18 protein-coding genes are annotated in these 15,828 nt (G+C 71.8%); 11 read left to right on the forward strand and 7 right to left on the reverse strand.

What is annotated here, in order from left to right; genetic code table 11:
- Window positions 1-319 precede the first annotated feature (319 nt).
- The 7 genes from ACFWB8_RS15780 (at window position 320) to ACFWB8_RS15810 (ending at window position 6,419) form a co-directional block, all read left to right on the forward strand.
- Window positions 320-1,159, forward strand: a complete 840-nt coding sequence (locus ACFWB8_RS15780) for a HipA family kinase (RefSeq protein WP_385226294.1) — start codon at window positions 320-322, stop codon at window positions 1,157-1,159.
- On the forward strand, window positions 1,156-1,539 hold the full coding sequence (locus ACFWB8_RS15785; RefSeq protein ID WP_385226296.1) for a DUF3037 domain-containing protein: 384 nt from the start codon (window positions 1,156-1,158) through the stop codon (window positions 1,537-1,539). The genes ACFWB8_RS15780 and ACFWB8_RS15785 overlap by 4 nt, the downstream gene beginning before the upstream one ends.
- A 136-nt stretch (window positions 1,540-1,675) precedes the next feature.
- Window positions 1,676-2,437, forward strand: coding sequence for a 3-oxoacyl-ACP reductase FabG (gene fabG, locus ACFWB8_RS15790; protein WP_385226298.1), 762 nt, complete (start codon window positions 1,676-1,678; stop codon window positions 2,435-2,437).
- A 29-nt stretch (window positions 2,438-2,466) separates the two neighbouring features.
- Window positions 2,467-3,249, forward strand: a complete 783-nt coding sequence (locus tag ACFWB8_RS15795) for an SDR family oxidoreductase (RefSeq protein WP_385226300.1) — start codon at window positions 2,467-2,469, stop codon at window positions 3,247-3,249.
- A 152-nt stretch (window positions 3,250-3,401) separates the two neighbouring features.
- The gene (locus ACFWB8_RS15800) at window positions 3,402-4,985 is read left to right on the forward strand and encodes an ABC transporter substrate-binding protein (RefSeq protein ID WP_385226302.1); all 1,584 of its coding nucleotides are present in this window, start codon (window positions 3,402-3,404) and stop codon (window positions 4,983-4,985) included.
- Between the two features lie 112 nt (window positions 4,986-5,097).
- A complete protein-coding gene (locus tag ACFWB8_RS15805) occupies window positions 5,098-5,766 on the forward strand; it encodes a uracil-DNA glycosylase (RefSeq protein ID WP_385226368.1) in 669 nt (222 codons plus the stop codon).
- A gap of 95 nt (window positions 5,767-5,861) precedes the next feature.
- Complete coding sequence (locus ACFWB8_RS15810) at window positions 5,862-6,419, forward strand: hypothetical protein (protein WP_385226370.1); 558 nt, start codon at window positions 5,862-5,864, stop codon at window positions 6,417-6,419.
- Between the two features lie 41 nt (window positions 6,420-6,460).
- Here ACFWB8_RS15810 and ACFWB8_RS15815 read toward each other — a convergent pair whose 3' ends face one another.
- Window positions 6,461-7,033, reverse strand: a complete 573-nt coding sequence (locus tag ACFWB8_RS15815; protein ID WP_385226304.1) for a hypothetical protein — start codon at window positions 7,031-7,033, stop codon at window positions 6,461-6,463.
- A gap of 96 nt (window positions 7,034-7,129) precedes the next feature.
- Entirely contained in the window at window positions 7,130-7,654 is a 525-nt protein-coding gene (locus tag ACFWB8_RS15820; RefSeq protein ID WP_385226306.1) for a DinB family protein, read from the reverse strand.
- Window positions 7,655-7,737: 83 nt separating this feature from the next.
- Between ACFWB8_RS15820 and ACFWB8_RS15825 the strand changes: the two genes are divergently transcribed.
- Window positions 7,738-8,643 (forward strand): Gfo/Idh/MocA family protein, encoded by a 906-nt coding sequence (locus tag ACFWB8_RS15825; RefSeq protein ID WP_385226308.1) that lies wholly within the window; start codon window positions 7,738-7,740, stop codon window positions 8,641-8,643.
- On the opposite strand, the gene lnt is transcribed toward ACFWB8_RS15825, so the two are convergent.
- The 5 genes from lnt to ACFWB8_RS15850 all read right to left on the reverse strand — a co-directional run bounded on the left by lnt (window position 8,588) and on the right by ACFWB8_RS15850 (window position 12,659).
- Complete coding sequence (lnt, locus tag ACFWB8_RS15830) at window positions 8,588-10,123, reverse strand: apolipoprotein N-acyltransferase (RefSeq protein WP_385226310.1); 1,536 nt, start codon at window positions 10,121-10,123, stop codon at window positions 8,588-8,590. The two genes, ACFWB8_RS15825 and lnt, sit on opposite strands and share 56 nt — an antisense overlap.
- Window positions 10,124-10,177: 54 nt before the next feature.
- Window positions 10,178-10,648, reverse strand: a complete 471-nt coding sequence (locus ACFWB8_RS15835; RefSeq protein WP_385226312.1) for a nuclear transport factor 2 family protein — start codon at window positions 10,646-10,648, stop codon at window positions 10,178-10,180.
- Between the two features lie 69 nt (window positions 10,649-10,717).
- On the reverse strand, window positions 10,718-10,894 hold the full coding sequence (locus ACFWB8_RS15840) for a hypothetical protein (RefSeq protein WP_385226314.1): 177 nt from the start codon (window positions 10,892-10,894) through the stop codon (window positions 10,718-10,720).
- A 121-nt stretch (window positions 10,895-11,015) separates the two neighbouring features.
- Window positions 11,016-11,894 (reverse strand): undecaprenyl-diphosphate phosphatase, encoded by an 879-nt coding sequence (locus tag ACFWB8_RS15845; RefSeq protein WP_385226316.1) that lies wholly within the window; start codon window positions 11,892-11,894, stop codon window positions 11,016-11,018.
- Between the two features lie 48 nt (window positions 11,895-11,942).
- Window positions 11,943-12,659 (reverse strand): TVP38/TMEM64 family protein, encoded by a 717-nt coding sequence (locus ACFWB8_RS15850; RefSeq protein WP_385226318.1) that lies wholly within the window; start codon window positions 12,657-12,659, stop codon window positions 11,943-11,945.
- A 49-nt stretch (window positions 12,660-12,708) separates the two neighbouring features.
- Between ACFWB8_RS15850 and ACFWB8_RS15855 the strand changes: the two genes are divergently transcribed.
- The 3 genes from ACFWB8_RS15855 (at window position 12,709) to ACFWB8_RS15865 (ending at window position 15,777) form a co-directional block, all read left to right on the forward strand.
- Window positions 12,709-13,425 carry a DNA alkylation repair protein gene (locus tag ACFWB8_RS15855; protein ID WP_385226320.1) on the forward strand — a complete coding sequence of 239 codons (717 nt, stop codon included), beginning with the start codon at window positions 12,709-12,711 and terminating at the stop codon, window positions 13,423-13,425.
- 249 nt (window positions 13,426-13,674) lie between these two features.
- Window positions 13,675-14,856, forward strand: a complete 1,182-nt coding sequence (gene tuf, locus ACFWB8_RS15860; protein ID WP_385226322.1) for an elongation factor Tu — start codon at window positions 13,675-13,677, stop codon at window positions 14,854-14,856.
- Between the two features lie 75 nt (window positions 14,857-14,931).
- Window positions 14,932-15,777, forward strand: a complete 846-nt coding sequence (locus tag ACFWB8_RS15865; RefSeq protein WP_385226324.1) for a patatin-like phospholipase family protein — start codon at window positions 14,932-14,934, stop codon at window positions 15,775-15,777.
- Window positions 15,778-15,828 lie beyond the last annotated feature (51 nt).

Genomic DNA, 15,828 nt, shown 5'->3' on the forward strand with positions numbered 1-15,828 from the left:
TGACCCTTGGGCTGAAACTCCCCGGATTCTCCCCAGGACAGATTACGGACCATGCTGCGGCCGCACTCGGTCTGGGCGTAGGACTTGGAATTGAAAGGAGGGGTGCGGAGTAGCCTGGGAATGGAGCTGTCGAAGTAGCTCTGACTTGCCATTTACATCCCTGCAAGCAGGTGATCCCCTCCCGGTATCCTCGCCCCGGGCGATCTCGGCACCTGGAGCCACTCACTCCCCAGTGTTGACTGGTCGGGGCTCGGAAAGGCGGGTTATTCCCTGGCGGAGCCTTGGATGTGCAGGGTTGCGGGCTATGTAGCCTGGGCCGATGCTCACAGAAGTGATCGCGACCCGTTACGTCACGCCCCTGCGTGAGGGCGGCTCGCTCCCGGGGATCGTCGAGGCCGATGATCTCGGGACTTACGTCATGAAGTTCACCGGAGCCGGCCAGGGCCGCAAGACCCTGGTCGCCGAGGTCATCTGCGGCCGCCTGGCCCAGCGGCTGGGACTGCGGGTCCCGCGGCTGGTGCAGATGCAGCTCGACCCGGTGATCGGGCTCGGCGAACCCGACCAGGAGGTCCAGGAGCTGCTCAAGGCGAGCGGCGGGCTGAACCTCGGGATGGACTACCTGCCCGGCTCGATCGGCTTCGACCCGCTCGCGTACCAGGTGGACCCCGTCGAGGCGGGGCGCGTGGTCTGGTTCGACGCGCTGATCAACAACGTCGACCGGTCCTGGCGCAACCCCAACATGCTGGTCTGGCACGGCGACCTCTGGCTCATCGACCACGGCGCCACCATGATCTGGCACCACAACTGGCCCACCGCCGCGGCCGCGGCCGCCAAGCCGTACAACGCCTCCGACCACGTCCTGGCCCCCGTCGGCCCCGACGTCGCGGCCGCCGCCGAGGCGCTGGCACCCCTGGTCACCGAGGAACTGCTGACGGAGGTGGCCGCCGACGTCCCGGACGAGTGGCTGGTCGACGAGCCCGGCTACGAGAGCACCGACGCGGTGCGCCGCGCCTACGTCGAGGTGCTGCTGCCGCGCGCGGCCACGATCCACGAGAGGATCTCGATGGAGGCCGAGGTGAAGCCCCGTTCGGCTCCGCCCGGCTGGCTCGCCGAGCGCCTCGCCCCCCAGCCCCACCGGAAGAAGAGCGACAGCGAGTGACCAAGCGGGACGTGTTCGAGTACGCGCTGGTGCGCGTGGTTCCCCGGATGGAACGCGGCGAGTGTTTCAACGCCGGCGTGATCGTCTACTGCCGTGCGCACTCCTACGTGGCCGCGCGCACCCACCTGGACGAGGCCAAGCTCCTCGCGCTGGACCCGAAGGCCGATGTGGCCGGCGTGCGGGCAGCCCTGCGCGCGGTGGAAGGCGTGTGCACCGGCGGTGAGGAGGCCGGGCAGGCGGCGGGAGACGATCCCGGCCGCCGGTTCCGGTGGCTGATCGCACCGCGCAGCACGGTGGTCCAGCCGGGGCCCGTGCACACCGGCCTGACGGCCGATCCCGCCGCGGAGGTGGAGCGACTGCTGGACCTGCTGGTCCGCTGACCCCTGGGCGGGGCGGGTGGCGGGGCGGGGGAGCCGTTGACACCGGGTGCCAGGGCTCCTAGCGTCTCCTCAGCTGAAGCTACTAAGCGGTTGCTCACCTCTGGGCGGCCGTTTCTCAAGGGCGAGGAGATCCAGCATGTCCACCACCGAGCAGCGCGTCGCGATCGTGACCGGGGCGGCCCGGGGCATCGGCGCGGCCACCGCCGTACGCCTGGCCGCCGAAGGCCGGGCGGTCGCCGTACTCGACCTCGACGAGGCGGCCTGCAAGGACACCGTGGAGGCGATCACGGCGGCCGGCGGCAAGGCCCTCGCGGTCGGCTGCGACGTCTCCGACAGCGCGCAGGTGGAGGCGGCCGTCGAGCGCGTGGCGAGCGAGCTCGGCGCCCCGACCATCCTGGTCAACAACGCCGGGGTGCTGCGCGACAACCTCCTCTTCAAGATGAGCGACACCGACTGGGACACGGTCATGAACGTGCACCTGCGCGGCGCGTTCCTGATGTCGAAGGCCTGCCAGAAGTACATGGTGGAGGCCAAGTTCGGCCGCATCGTGAACCTCTCCAGCAGCTCCGCCCTCGGCAACCGCGGCCAGGCCAACTACTCCGCCGCCAAGGCCGGACTGCAGGGCCTCACGAAGACCCTGGCCATCGAGCTCGGCAAGTTCGGCGTCACCGCGAACGCCGTCGCCCCCGGCTTCATCGTCACCGAGATGACGGCCCAGACGGCCGCCCGCGTCGGCATGGGCTTCGAGGACTTCCAGGCCGCCGCCGCCACCCAGATCCCGGTGCAGCGCGTCGGCCGCCCGGACGACATCGCCAACGCCATCGCGTTCTTCGCGGGCGAGGCCGCCGGCTTCGTCTCCGGCCAGGTCATGTACGTGGCCGGCGGCCCGCTCAACTGACGAGTTCGAGAGAGGCGGGACGTACGGCCATGACGGACAGCAAGGAAAGCGGCATCGACAGCGGCGTCGACAGCGGCAAGGTCGCGCTGATCACCGGCGCCAGCCGGGGCATCGGCTACGGCGTCGCCGAGGCGCTGGTCGCCCGCGGCGACCGGCTCTGCATCACCGGGCGCAACGAGGACGCCCTCAAGGAGGCCGTCGAGCGGCTCGGCGCGGACCGGGTGATCGGCGTGGCCGGCAAGGCGCACGACGAGGCCCACCAGGCCGTCGCGGTGGAGCGCACCATGGAGGCGTTCGGGCGTGTGGACTTCCTGGTGAACAACGCCGGCACCAATCCGGTCTTCGGCCCCATCGCGGACCTGGACCTCGGGGTCGCGCGCAAGGTCTTCGAGACCAATGTGATCTCGGCGCTCGGGTTCGCGCAGCGGACCTGGCACGCCTGGCAGAAGGACAACGGCGGCGCGATCGTGAACATCGCCTCCATCGCCGGCCTCTCCGCCTCGCCCTTCATCGGCGCGTACGGGATGAGCAAGGCCGCGATGGTCAACCTCACCCTCCAGCTCGCCCACGAGATGGCACCGGGTGTCCGGGTCAACGCGATCGCCCCCGCGGTGGTCAAGACCCAGTTCGCCCAGGCGCTCTACGAGGGCCGCGAACAGGAGGCCGCGGCGGCCTATCCGCTCGGCCGGCTCGGGGTCCCGCAGGACATCGGAGGGGCTGCCGCATTTCTCACATCTGCACAAGCGGAATGGATCACAGGGCAAACTCTGGTCGTTGACGGGGGAATGTTCCTCAATGCCGGAGTGCACTGACCGATAGTCGGACGCATTTGAGCCCGATAGCCGGTCAAATGCATACCTAATATGCACGGAACCGGTCAAGTGCCCCACGAAACCTGCCCATTGGATTTGTGGGGCACTGCGGTAGGGTCTGCCGCACCCCTGGCTGATCGAGGAGCGTGCACGTGTTCAACCGGACCAGATGCCTGCAGATCACTGCGGCCCTTGCGTCCATATCCCTGCTCGCCGGGTGCGGACTGCTCTCGGACGACAGTGGCGACGGTGCCAAGCGGATCGTCGTCGGCACGACGAGCACGCCGACCACCCTCGATCCCGCCGACGCCTGGGACGGCTCCTGGGAGCTGTACCGGAACATCTACCAGACCCTGCTGGCCTTCCCCACGGGCTCCACCAAGCCCCAGCCGGACGCCGCGCAGAGCTGCGAGTTCACGGACGCCGCGAGCGAGTCGTACCGGTGCACCCTGCGCAAGGGGCTGAAGTTCTCCAACGGCGAGGTGCTCGACGCCAAGGCGGTCAAGCACTCCCTCGACCGGATCCGGACGATCAACTCCCAGAACGGCCCCAAGGGCCTCTTCGGCAGCCTGGACAAGATCGAGACCCCGGACCCGCTGACGGTCGTCTTCCACCTGAACACCTCGGACGCCACCTTCCCCTACGTCCTCGGATCGCCCGCCGCCTCGCTGGTCGCGCCCAAGGACTACCCGGCCGACAAGCTGCGCGAGGACGGGAAGGTCACCGGCTCGGGCCCGTACGTGCTCGAGTCCTACAAGGAGGGCGCCGAGGCCGTCCTCGGCCGCAACGGCAACTACACCGGCTTCGCGAACCGCCGCAACGACGGCGTCACCATCCGTTACTTCACGGACTCCGCGAAGATGATCTCGGCGCTCAAGGGCAAGGAGATCGACGCGACCTACCGCGGCCTCTCCGCCGTGCAGATCAAGGACCTGCAGACCCCCGAGTCGCACAACGCGGGCGTCCAGGTCGTCGAGAACGTCGGCGCGGAGATCCGCTACCTCGTCTTCAACCCCAAGGACCCGCAGGTCGCCAAGCCCGCGGTGCGCCAGGCCATCGCGCAGGTCATCGACCGGGGGGAGCTCGTCTCCAAGGTCTACCAGGGCACCGCCGAGCCGCTGTACTCGATGGTCCCCAAGGGGGTCGTCGGCCACAAGACGCCCTTCTACGACGTGTACGGCCACGCGGACGTCGACAAGGCGAGGAAGATCCTCCGGGCCGCCGGGATCACCCAGCAGGTGGAGCTGACCTTCTGGTACACCACCGACCGCTACGGCGCCTCCACCGCCGACGAGTTCACCGAGATCAAGCGGCAGCTGGAGGCGAGTGATCTCTTCAAGATCAACCTGCGCGGCCAGCCCTGGAAGGCCTTCCAGGTGGGCTACAAGAACGGCGAGTACCCGGTCTTCGGCCGAGGCTGGTTCCCCGACTTCCCGGACCCGGACAACTTCATCGCGCCGTTCGTCGGCAAGGACAACGCGGTCGGCACCCCCTACGAGCCCACCGAGATCCTGAACACCCTGCTGCCCAAGTCCCGGCGTGAGAGCGACCGGTCGGCCGGCGTCCACGAGTTCGAGGAGGCCCAGCAGATCTTCGCCCAGGACGTGCGGCTGCTGCCGCTGTGGCAGGGCAAGCTGTACGTCGCCGCGCGCGACGACATCGCGGGCGCCGAGCGGGCACTCGACCCGCAGACGGTCATGCAGATGTGGGAGCTGTACCGCAAGACCAGCTGGTAGCCGCCGCGGCGGCACACTCGGCTGGGGCGTTGTCAGTGGCCCCCGGTAGGTTCTGAAGCGCTGCACGACGCAGTTGCGCGAACTTGTACCGGAGGTTGTAGACGTGACCCAGATGCTGCCCGACTCCTGGCTCCCCGTCCTCGGCGGGGAGCTGGAGCAGCCCTACTTCAAAGAACTCACCGAGTTCGTCGAGAAGGAGCGGGCGAACGGGCCGGTCTACCCGCCCCGCGAGCAGGTCTTCGCGGCCCTGGAGGCCACGCCCTTCGACCAGGTGAAGGTGCTGGTCCTCGGCCAGGACCCGTACCACGGCGCCGGCCAGGGCCACGGCCTGTGCTTCTCCGTGCAGCCCGGGGTCAAGACCCCGCCCTCGCTGCGCAACATCTACAAGGAGATGCAGGCCGAGCTGGATACGCCCATCCCCGACAACGGCTACCTGATGCCGTGGGCGCGGCAGGGCGTCCTGCTGCTCAATGCGGTGCTCACCGTCCGCGAGGCCGAGCCCAACTCGCACAAGGGCAAGGGCTGGGAGAAGTTCACCGACGCGGTCATCCGCGCGGTGGCCGAGCGTCCCGACCCGGCGGTCTTCGTGCTCTGGGGCGCCTACGCCCAGAAGAAGCTCCCGCTGATCGACGAGGAGCGGCACGCGGTCGTCAAGGGCGCCCACCCCTCCCCGCTGTCGGCCAAGAAGTTCTTCGGCTCCCGGCCCTTCACGCAGATCAACGAGGCCGTCGCCGCACAGGGCCATGAGCCGATCGACTGGCGGATCCCGGACCTGGGCTGACGCCCCACCGCGCCTCGGTGCCATTGCCGGTGCCTCCGGCTAGCGTCTTGACGATCAGACCGCGGCAGGTCTGGCAGAGCGAGCCGGAGGCCCCGTTGACGGAGCAGCAGGAGGCGTCTGAGGACGCCGTCATGACCAGGATCGGCCAGGCGGTCATCCTGCTGCACGCAGGGGACCGCGAGGAGGCCCGCAACCGGCTCGGCGAGATCTGGTCCGAGATCGGCGACGAGGGACACTCCCTCCACCGGTGCACGCTCGCGCACTACATGGCCGACGCCCAGGACGACCCCGCCGACGAACTGGCGTGGGACCTGCGGGCCCTGACCGCCGCCGAAGGGCTCGCCGGGGGCGCCCGGGCGGAGAATGCCCGGGAGGGTGTCCTCGAAGGTGTCCGCGAGGGCGTACGCAACGGGTCTGACCACGCCGTACGGGTCTTCTACCCGTCGCTGCACCTGAGCCTGGCCGCCGACTACGTGAAACTGCGGCGGCCCGAGGCCGCCCGGGTGCACCTGGCACGGGCCCGGGCGGCCACCGGCGCGCTGGGCGACGACGGGTACGGGAACGGCGTACGGGCCGCCATCGCCCGGCTGGAGCGGCGGCTCGCCGCGGAACCCGGCGAGGGGCCCCGGCCGTTCCCGGAGCAGGGCCCGTAGGCCGGCGGTCCTCCCGGCGCGGGATGGCCGGACTCTGCCCCTCAGTCGCCGTGGGCACCCGCGCAGATGCGGGCCTCCGGGCTGTCCGGGTGCCAGCGCCCGTGCCGGCGGCCCAGCGCGCACACGTCGGCCGGCCGCACCGGCAGCTCCCGTACCAGCTCGCGCGCCGCCTCCCGGTCCGGGCCCTGGCGGTGCGGGCGGCGGCCTCCCGGCCGGCCGTCGGGGTGACCGGAGTGGCCGGCGTGTCCGGCGGGAGGCTGCGGCTCCGGGATGTCCGGGACCGGAGGGTCCACGTCCGCGGGTTCCGGGACCGCCCCGTGCGTGGTGGCGCCCTGCGCCGCGGACCGGCGGGCGGCGGCGGCCGCGGCCGAGGCGCCCGGCCGCGCGGCCTGCTTCGGCAGTGCCTTCAGCGCCTCCAGGGCGGGCGCCTCGACGACCACCGGCGCCGCGCCCCCCGGCCCGCCGCGCGGCTCGTGCCGCGGCGGCGCACCCGGGGTGCCGGGGGCGGTCGCCGGCCGCATCGGGGCGGGGGTCACATTCACACAGCCGGAGACAGCCGAGACGGCACAGGCGACTCCGAGCAGCAGCTTCGTCGTGGTTCGGGTTGGGTGCACCCGCGCAACTCTGCTGGGCGAGGACCCCGTTGCGAAAATCCGCAGCCGATATTCACCCCGCACGGGTGACGGCTGCTCGCCCGCCCGACGGGAAGGTCAGTCGCCCGTCGAGCCGTCGATGTGCTCCCGGAGCAGGTCCGCGTGGCCGTTGTGGCGGGCGTACTCCTCGATCATGTGGGTGTAGACCCAGCGCAGGCTGAAAACCTCGCCGCGGTGGTGGCTCCCGGCGTCCGACAGCAGGTCCAGGGACCGTCCCGCGGCAGCCTGCTTGGCCTGCTCGACCTCGGTCTGCCACACCTGTTCGGCCTGGGCCCACGTATCCCTGCCGGTGACGTGGAAGTCCCCGTCCGGGTCCTCCTCGGTGCAGTACAGCTCGGGGAGCTCCTTGCCCAGCATGATCTCCCGGAACCAGTAGCGCTCCACCTCCGCCATGTGCCGCACCAGGCCCAGCAGGCTCAGCTCGGAGGGCGCGAGCGGGGTCAGCCGAAGCTGCTCGTCCTGGAGCCCCTCGCACTTCCAGACGAGGGTGGCGCGGTGGTAATCGAGCCAGCCGTCGAGCATGTCCCGTTCGTTCGCGGTGGTGGAGGGTTCGTTGCGGTCGGATGCAGCACTGATGGTCATGGTCCACATCCTGGTCGAACGCACGCGCCGCCACCAGCGATTAGGCTGCGCACGTCACACGAGGCACAACCTGGAGGCTCCCGGTGAAGGTCGGCTGTATCGGACTCGGCGACATCGCGCAGAAGGCGTACCTGCCCGTCCTCACCACGCGCCCGGGGCTGGAACTGCACCTGCAGACCCGTACCCCCGCCACCCTGGAACGGGTCGGGGCGCTCCACCACATCCCGGCGGGGCGCCTGCACACCGATCTCGACGCGCTGCTCGCGCAGGGGCTCGACGCGGCCTTCGTGCACGCACCGACCGCCGTCCATCCCGAGATCGTGGAACGGCTGCTGGAGGCGGGCGTGCCCACGTACGTGGACAAGCCGCTCGCCTACGAGTTCGCGGACTCGGCGAGGCTGGTGGAGCTCGCGCAGGAGCGCGGGGTCTCGCTCGCCGTCGGCTTCAACCGCCGTCACGCGCCCGGCTACGCGCAGTGCGCCGACCACCCGCGCGAGCTGATCGTCATGCAGAAGAACCGCGTCGGACTGCCCGAGGACCCGCGGACCTTCGTCCTGGACGACTTCATCCACGTCGTCGACACCCTGCGCTTCCTGCTGCCCGGCGAGGCCGACCACATCGACGTACGGGCCGTGGTGCGCGAGGGGCTCATGCACCAGGTGATGCTCCAGATGTCGGGACCGGATTTCACGGCCGTCGGCATCATGAACCGGCGGTCCGGCTCCACCGAGGAGATCCTCGAGGTGTCCGGGCAGGACAGCAAGCGGCAGGTCGTCAACCTCGCCGAGGTCATCGACCACCGGGGCCAGCCCACCGTGCGGCGGCGCGGGGACTGGGTGTCGGTCGCCCGCCAGCGCGGCGTCGAACAGGTCGTTGACGCCTTCCTGGAATCCGTGGCGGCGGGCAAGACCATCAGTGCCCGGGACGCGCTGCTCACCCACGAGCTGTGCGAGCGGGTGGTGCGCTCGGCTCTGGAGCAGGCCTCCTGAGTACGGGCGAACGGGCGCCCTGCACCGAGCAGTACGCGGCCAGGGCGGCCAGCGCCGCGCCCACCGGCCAGTCCCCGAAGCGCACGTAGACGGTCGCGCCGCGGGCGAGCGGCACCTGGTAGACCTGCGCCGTGCTCGCGGAGGTGGGCAGGGCCGGACCGATCCGCTCGCCGGACGGTCCGTGCACCTCGCTGATGCCCGTGAGGGTGGCGTGCACCACGGGCCGGCCCGTCTCGGCGGCGCGCAGTGCGGCCAGCGAGGCGTGCTGGGCGGGTGCCCAGCTGTCCTGGAAGCTGGAGGTGGCCGACTGGGCGACGAGCAGGGCGGCGCCTTCGCGCGCGAGTCGCCGGCTCATGTCGGGGAAGGCCGACTCGAAGCAGACCAGCGGGCCGACGCGGACGCCCCCGGGCAGGTCCATGACCACCGGGGCCGCGCCGCGCATGCGGTCCTCGCCGGCCGCCTTGCCGACCGAGGTGGCCCAGCCGAGCAGCGCGCGGGCCGGTATGTACTCTCCGAACGGAACCAGGCGCATCTTGTCGTACCGGTCGCCGGTGAGCCCCTGGGGTCCGACCAGCACCGCCGACTTGTAGATGCCGGGCCGGTCCGAGCGGTGCGCGTCCACGTTGACCAGCAGCGGAGCCCCGACCTGCGCCGACAGGGCGGCCAGCCGGGCGGCCAGGTCCGGGCGCGCCGTCAGGTCCTCGCCGACGCTGCTCTCGCCCCACACCACCAGGTCGGCCCGCTGCCCGGCCAGGTCCCGGGTCAGCCGCTCCCCGGTCGCGAACCGCCGCTCCGCGCTGGCGGGACCCTCCGCCACCATGCCCGGCTGTACGAGGGCCACGCGCAGCGAGCCCGACACCTCCGGGCGGGGCGTCCACAGCCACACCACCCCGGTCAGCACGGCGCAGCCCGTCACCCCGGCCACCGCGGGGGCCCGCGCCCCCGGCACCGCGATCAGCAGCACCAGCGCGCAGTTCACCGCCACGACCAGCAGGCTCACCAGCCAGACCCCGCCCGCCGAAGCCAGCCGCAGCGCCGGCGGGACCTGCCACTGACTGGCGCCGAGCAGCCCCCACGGCCCGCCCAGCCCCTGCCAGGACCTGGCCAGTTCGGACAGCAGCCACCCCGCCGGTACGAGCACCAGCGCGGCGGTCGCCCGACCCGCCGCCGGGGCCCCGCTGAGCAATTCCCGTACCAGCAGCGCCCAGGGGATCCACAGCAGGCCCAGCAGCGCCGCCAGCGGCACCAGGAACACGTGCAGGCTGGGCAGCAGCCAGTGGTGCACGGCCACGATGAAGCCGGCGCCGCCCAGCCAGCCCTCCAGCGCCGCGCGCCGCCCGGTGGGGGCGGACCTCAGCAGCAGCATCCAGGGCACGAGGGCGACGTACGCGAACCACCAGAGCGCGGGGGCGGGGAAGGCGAGGCACGGCAGTGCCCCGGCGGCGACCGCGGCCGCCGCACGACACCACCGGTCGGACATCGGGACCAAGACGCGCCTCCGCTTCCAGTGTGGAACAGCCGGGCCGGTTCGGCATCAGGCCGACAGGTGGCGCCACTTCTCGTGGACCGTGACGCGGGACAGCCGCCAGCCCGAGTAGGGGGTGCGGGCGAGGGAGAAGGCGTAGCGACCGGCGGCGACGAAGTTGGGCGCGGTCACGGCGGCGTCGGACTCCTCCCCGGCCAGCCGCATCGGATTCACGAAGTCCGCCCGGACCTCCGCCGAGTCACCGGGGGAGCCGCCCAGGTCCGCCAGCCGGACCAGTCGGTTGACGATGAGGTGCTGACGCACCGGGAAGAGCTTCATGGTCTCCGCGAGCCAGTCCGCGACCTCGCCGGCCGGACCCTCGATCCCGCCGGCGGAGCGGTAGTCGGCCCGCCCGCCCGGCGTGAACAGGGCGCGGTAGGCCGCCCAGTCGCCGTCGTCCACGGCCACCGCGTACCCCGTCACCACCTCGTCGATCGCGAGCCGGTCCATTACGGTCGCTAGGTCCACACGCTGCGTCATCGGGTCAGTGTGGGGCTGTGGGACCCGGAGGCCAAGGGGCCTGCGCGCACCGGATCTCCGTACGGGCGATCAGTGACGGGAAAGCGCCTCCCGCTGGCGCACGACCACGAGGAACGCGTCACTGGCCAGGTCCATCACCACCTCGGCCGGAACACCCTCGCGCATCCGCTGCGCCGCGTACTCCTCGGCGGGCCAGCTCCCCCTCGGACTTCCGGCCGGAAACCGCTCCAGCACCACTCGACCCATGGGACACCCCCTGCTGCTTGCCTTCACCCTCCAGGTCTTCTCCTGGGATAATGACGCGCGGGCCGCCCGGGAACGTTCCCGAGCGGCCCGCGGTTCACGCGAAGCGGTGAGTGTTGGCGCCCTACTGGCTCGACTCGCCGGCGTGGGGGCTCAGTACGTCCGTTCCCACCAGGATGAACAGGGCGATGCCCAGCGCGATCCGGTAGATCACGAACGGCATGAAGCTCTTGCTGGAGATGAACTTCATGAACCAGGCGATGACGACGTAGCCCACGACGAAGGCGATGACCGTCGCGAAGATCGTCGGCCCCCAGGAGATGTGACCCGGGTCCTCGACCACGTCCTTGATCTCGAACGCACCCGATGCCAGGACGGCCGGGATGGCGAGGAGGAAGGAGTAACGGGCCGCCGCCTCACGGGTGAAGCCCAGCAGCAGACCGCCGGAGATCGTCGCACCGGAGCGGGAGACACCGGGGATCAGGGCCATCGCCTGGCAGAGTCCGAAGATCAGACCGTCCTTGACGCCCAGTTCCTTGAGCGTCTTGCGCTCGCGGATGGCGCGGTGCCGGCCGCCCTCCTCGTCGCGTGCGGCGAGCCGGTCGGCGATGCCCAGCACGACGCCCATCACGATGAGGGTCGTGGCGATCAGCCGCAGGTCGCGGAACGGGCCCTCGATCTGGTCCTTGAAGGCGAGGCCGAGGACGCCGATCGGGATCGAGCCGACGATCACCAGCCAGCCCATCTTGGCGTCCTGCTCCGACCGCAGCGCCTTCTTGAACAGCGAGCGGAACCACGTGGAGACGATCCGCGCGATGTCCTTGCGGAAGTAGATCAACACGGCGGCCTCGGTGCCGATCTGGGTGATGGCGGTGAAGGCCGCACCCGGGTCCTGCCAGCCGGCGAACGCCGCGGTCAGCCGCAAGTGGGCGCTGGAGGAGATCGGGAGGAACTCCGTGAGCCCTTGGACGAGACCGAGGATTAGGGATTCGAACCAGCTCATGTCGGGGTGTGCTCGTCCTTGTGATCGTCGGGAAGTTCGCGTCCGATGCTAGGGCCCGTGCGGTGCGGCCGTGACCACGGGGGGGTGTGACGGCGTCAGTTCGCGGGGCGGAGCGGGCGCGAGCCGGTCCCGCTTGCGCCAGGCGACGGCCGCCGCGACCACTCCCGAGACGGCGATGAAGCCGAAGGAGGCCAGGAAGGCCGGGGATCCGGGGGAGGAGGCGCTGGCGCCGGCGATCACGTAGGCACCGGTGTTGGGAACCGTGCCGATCGCGGTGGCGAGCAGGAAGGGGAGCCAGCCGCAGCGGGAAACGGCGGCGCAGTAGTTGGCCGCGGCGAAGGGGACACCGGGGAAGATCCGGACGGCGAGCATCGAGCGGAACCCGTGCCGGCTGAGCTGGCTGTCCGCCGCCTTCAGCCAGCGGCCGCGCAACAGTGGGCGCAGCGCCTCCTGGCCCATGATCCGGCCGAGCCCGAAGGAGATCCCGGCGCCCAGCACGGTGCCGCCGACGGCCGCGACCAGGCCGAACTGGGTGGCGAAGACGGCCCCCGCGGCGAGGTTCAGCAGCGGGCGGGGCACGAAGGCCGCCGTGCACAGTCCGTACGTCGCGGCGAAGAGCAGCACCGCCGTGCCCATCGGGAGCCCCGGAGGCCACCCCTCCGAGAGGAGGCGCTGGGGCTCGTACAGCAGTACGCCGACGCCCGCCGACGCGAGCAGCACGACGAGCAGCGCCAGCCGGGTCCACGGCGCGAGGAGGAGGGACATTCCGGGAGACTAACCGACCCGGACGGCCCCCCGCCGTAATCTGGGCCTCATGCTGTCGAACGAGGAGCGGCGCCCACCGGTTCCCCGCAGCGCCCTCGCGGACCTGCTGACGGAGCGCCTCGTGACGGCGTACGGCGCCGCCGCCGACCCTGAGCAGGCCCGGCACATGGCCGCGTACATGAAGGGCGCGGCTCCTTTCCTCGGGATCCGCACCCCGCTGCGCCGCGAGCTGTCCCGGGCGGTGACCAAGGACACCCCGGCGCCGACGGAGGCGGACTGCGCGGCGCTCGCGCTGCGCTGCTGGGGGCTCCCGGAGCGCGAGTACCAGTACTTCGCGGCCGACTACCTGCGCCGGCACGCGTCGCGGTGCTCCTCGGGCTTCCTGCCGGTGGTGCGGCACCTGATCGTCACCGTGCCGTGGTGGGACACCGTGGACGTGCTCGCCGCGCACACCGTGGGCCCGCTGGTGGCCGCGGACCCGGCCCTCACCGCCGTGATGGACGAGTGGATCGAGGACGAGAACCTCTGGGCGGCCCGCACCGCCCTGCTCCACCAGCTCCGCTACAAGTCTGCGACCGACAGCGGGCGGCTCTTCGCCTACTGCCGGCGGCAGGCGGCCCGTCCGGACTTCTTCATCCGCAAGGCGATCGGCTGGTGCCTGCGCGAGTACGCCAAGACCGACCCGGCGGCGGTCCGCGCCTTCGTCGCCGCCGAGCGGAACACGCTGTCCCCGCTCTCGGTGCGAGAGGCCCTGAAGAACCTGTAGACGCGGGGAAATTCATTCGACGGTCCGCTCCCACTGCGGCAGGATCGGCCCCATGTTCCGGTACGCCTTCCTCGCAGCGCCGTCCGCAGTCGCGGACGCGCCGAAGGCTGCCGTCTTCGCAGAGGCACCCGCCGCACTCGACGGCGCACGAAGCTGACCCTTCCCGGACAGTCCGGCGGACCCCACAGGGGGAGGGTCGGCTCGCTCCAGGGGTCCCGTTCCAGCTTCGGACCACACGGGAAGAACATCATGGCCAAGACGGCCTTCGTGCGCACCAAGCCGCACCTCAACATCGGCACCATGGGTCACGTCGACCACGGCAAGACCACCCTCACCGCCGCCATCACCAAGGTCCTCGCCGAGCGCGGCGGCGCCTCCTTCGTGCCGTTCGACCGCATCGACCGGGCCCCGGAGGAGGCCCGCCGCGGGATCACCATCAACCTGACGCACGTCGAGTACGAGACCGACACCCGCCACTACGCCCACGTCGACATGCCCGGCCACGCCGACTACGTCAAGAACATGGTCACCGGCGCCGCGCAGCTCGACGGGGCGATCCTCGTCGTCTCCGCGCTCGACGGGGTCATGCCACAGACCGCCGAGCACGTGCTCCTCGCCCGGCAGGTCGGCGTCAACCACATCGTGGTGGCCCTCAACAAGGCCGACGCCGGCGACCCCGAGCTCACCGACCTGGTCGAGCTGGAGGTCCGCGAGCTGCTCACCGCCAACGGCTACGGCGGGGACGGCGCACCGGTCGTACGGGTCTCCGGGCTCGGCGCCCTGGAGGGCGAGCCGCGCTGGACCGCGGCGATCGAGGCGCTGCTCGACGCCGTGGACACGTACGTCCCGATGCCGGTGCGGTACACGGACGCGCCGTTCCTGATGCCGGTGGAGAACGTCCTGACCATCACCGGGCGCGGGACCGTCGTGACCGGCGCCGTCGAGCGGGGCAGCGTACGGATGGGCGACCGGGTGGCGGTCCTCGGCGACGACGGCGAGCCGGTCGTGACGGTCGTGACCGGGCTGGAGACCTTCGGCAAGCCGATGGAGTCCGCCGAGGCCGGGGACAACGTCGCGCTGCTCCTGCGCGGCGTACCGCGCGACGGGGTGCGCCGCGGGCACGTGGTGGCCGCGCCCGACAGCGTGGCGCCGAGTCGGCGCTTCACCGCGCAGGTGTACGTGCTGTCCGCCCGCGAGGGCGGCCGTACGACCCCGCTGGCCAGCGGATACCGGCCGCAGTTCTACATCCGCACCGCCGACGTGGTCGGGGACGTGGACCTCGGCGAGGCCGGTGCGGCCCGGCCCGGGGAGACGGTGACGATGACCGTCGAGCTCGGGCGGGACACCCCGCTGGAGGCCGGGCTCGGCTTCGCGATCCGCGAGGGCGGGCGCACGGTCGGCGCGGGGACGGTGACCGCCGTACTCGGCTGACCCGCCCCCGCCGTGGTGACGGCAGTGCGGTTGCGCCAGACTGCCGTCACCACAGGCACGAGCGGAGGGGCGGCCATGAGCGGCGACACGGCACTGGTGCTGGGCGGCGGAGGACTGACCGGCGTGGGCTGGGAGTGCGGCATCCTGTACGGCCTCGCCCGCGCGGGCGTGGACCTCACCACCGCCGACCTCGTCGTCGGCACCTCCGCGGGATCGGTGGTCGGCGCCCAGCTGGCCTCCGGACTGCTCACCGCGCAGGAGCTGTACGAGCGCCAGCTCGGCGACCCCGCCGGCGAGGTCGCGGCGAAGCTGGGTGCGGGACTGTTCGCGCGCTACGCCGTGGCCATGCTGCGCTCGCGCGACGCGACGGCGTACCGGCAGCGGGTCGGCGCCTACGCGCTGGCCGCCGACACCGGCGCGGAGGCGGAACGGCGCAAGGTGCTGGAGGCCCGGCTGGTCTCGCACGAGTGGCCCGAGCGGCGCCTCGTCGTCACCGCCGTCGACGCCCTGACCGGCGAGCCGGCCGACTTCGACCGGGACAGCGGGGCCGGGCTCGTCGACGCCGTCTCGGCGAGCTGCGCGGTGCCCGGGGTGTGGCCGCCGGTGACCGTCGGCGGGCGCCGGTTCATCGACGGAGGGGTCCGGTCCGCCACCAATGCCGACCTGGCCGCCGGCTGTGCGCGGGTGGTGGTCATCGCCCCGATCTCGCTCGGCTCGGGGCTGGTGCCCTCGCCGGCCGCGCAGGCCGCCCGGTTGCGGGAAGCGGGCGCCCGGGTGCTGCTGATCACCCCGTCGGCGGCGGCCCGCAAGGCCTTCGGGCGCAACGTGCTCGACCCGGCCCGGCGGGACCCGGCGGCGCGCGCGGGCCTGGCGCAGGCCGTCGAGCACGCCGTCGAGGCGGCGGCGGTCTGGTCGGGCTGAGACCGGCCCGACAATGGAGCGGTGAGCGACGAACAGATCCCGGTCATCCGG

It is taken from the genome of Streptomyces sp. NPDC060031, from assembly GCF_042736805.1.
Taxonomy (GTDB): domain Bacteria; phylum Actinomycetota; class Actinomycetes; order Streptomycetales; family Streptomycetaceae; genus Streptomyces.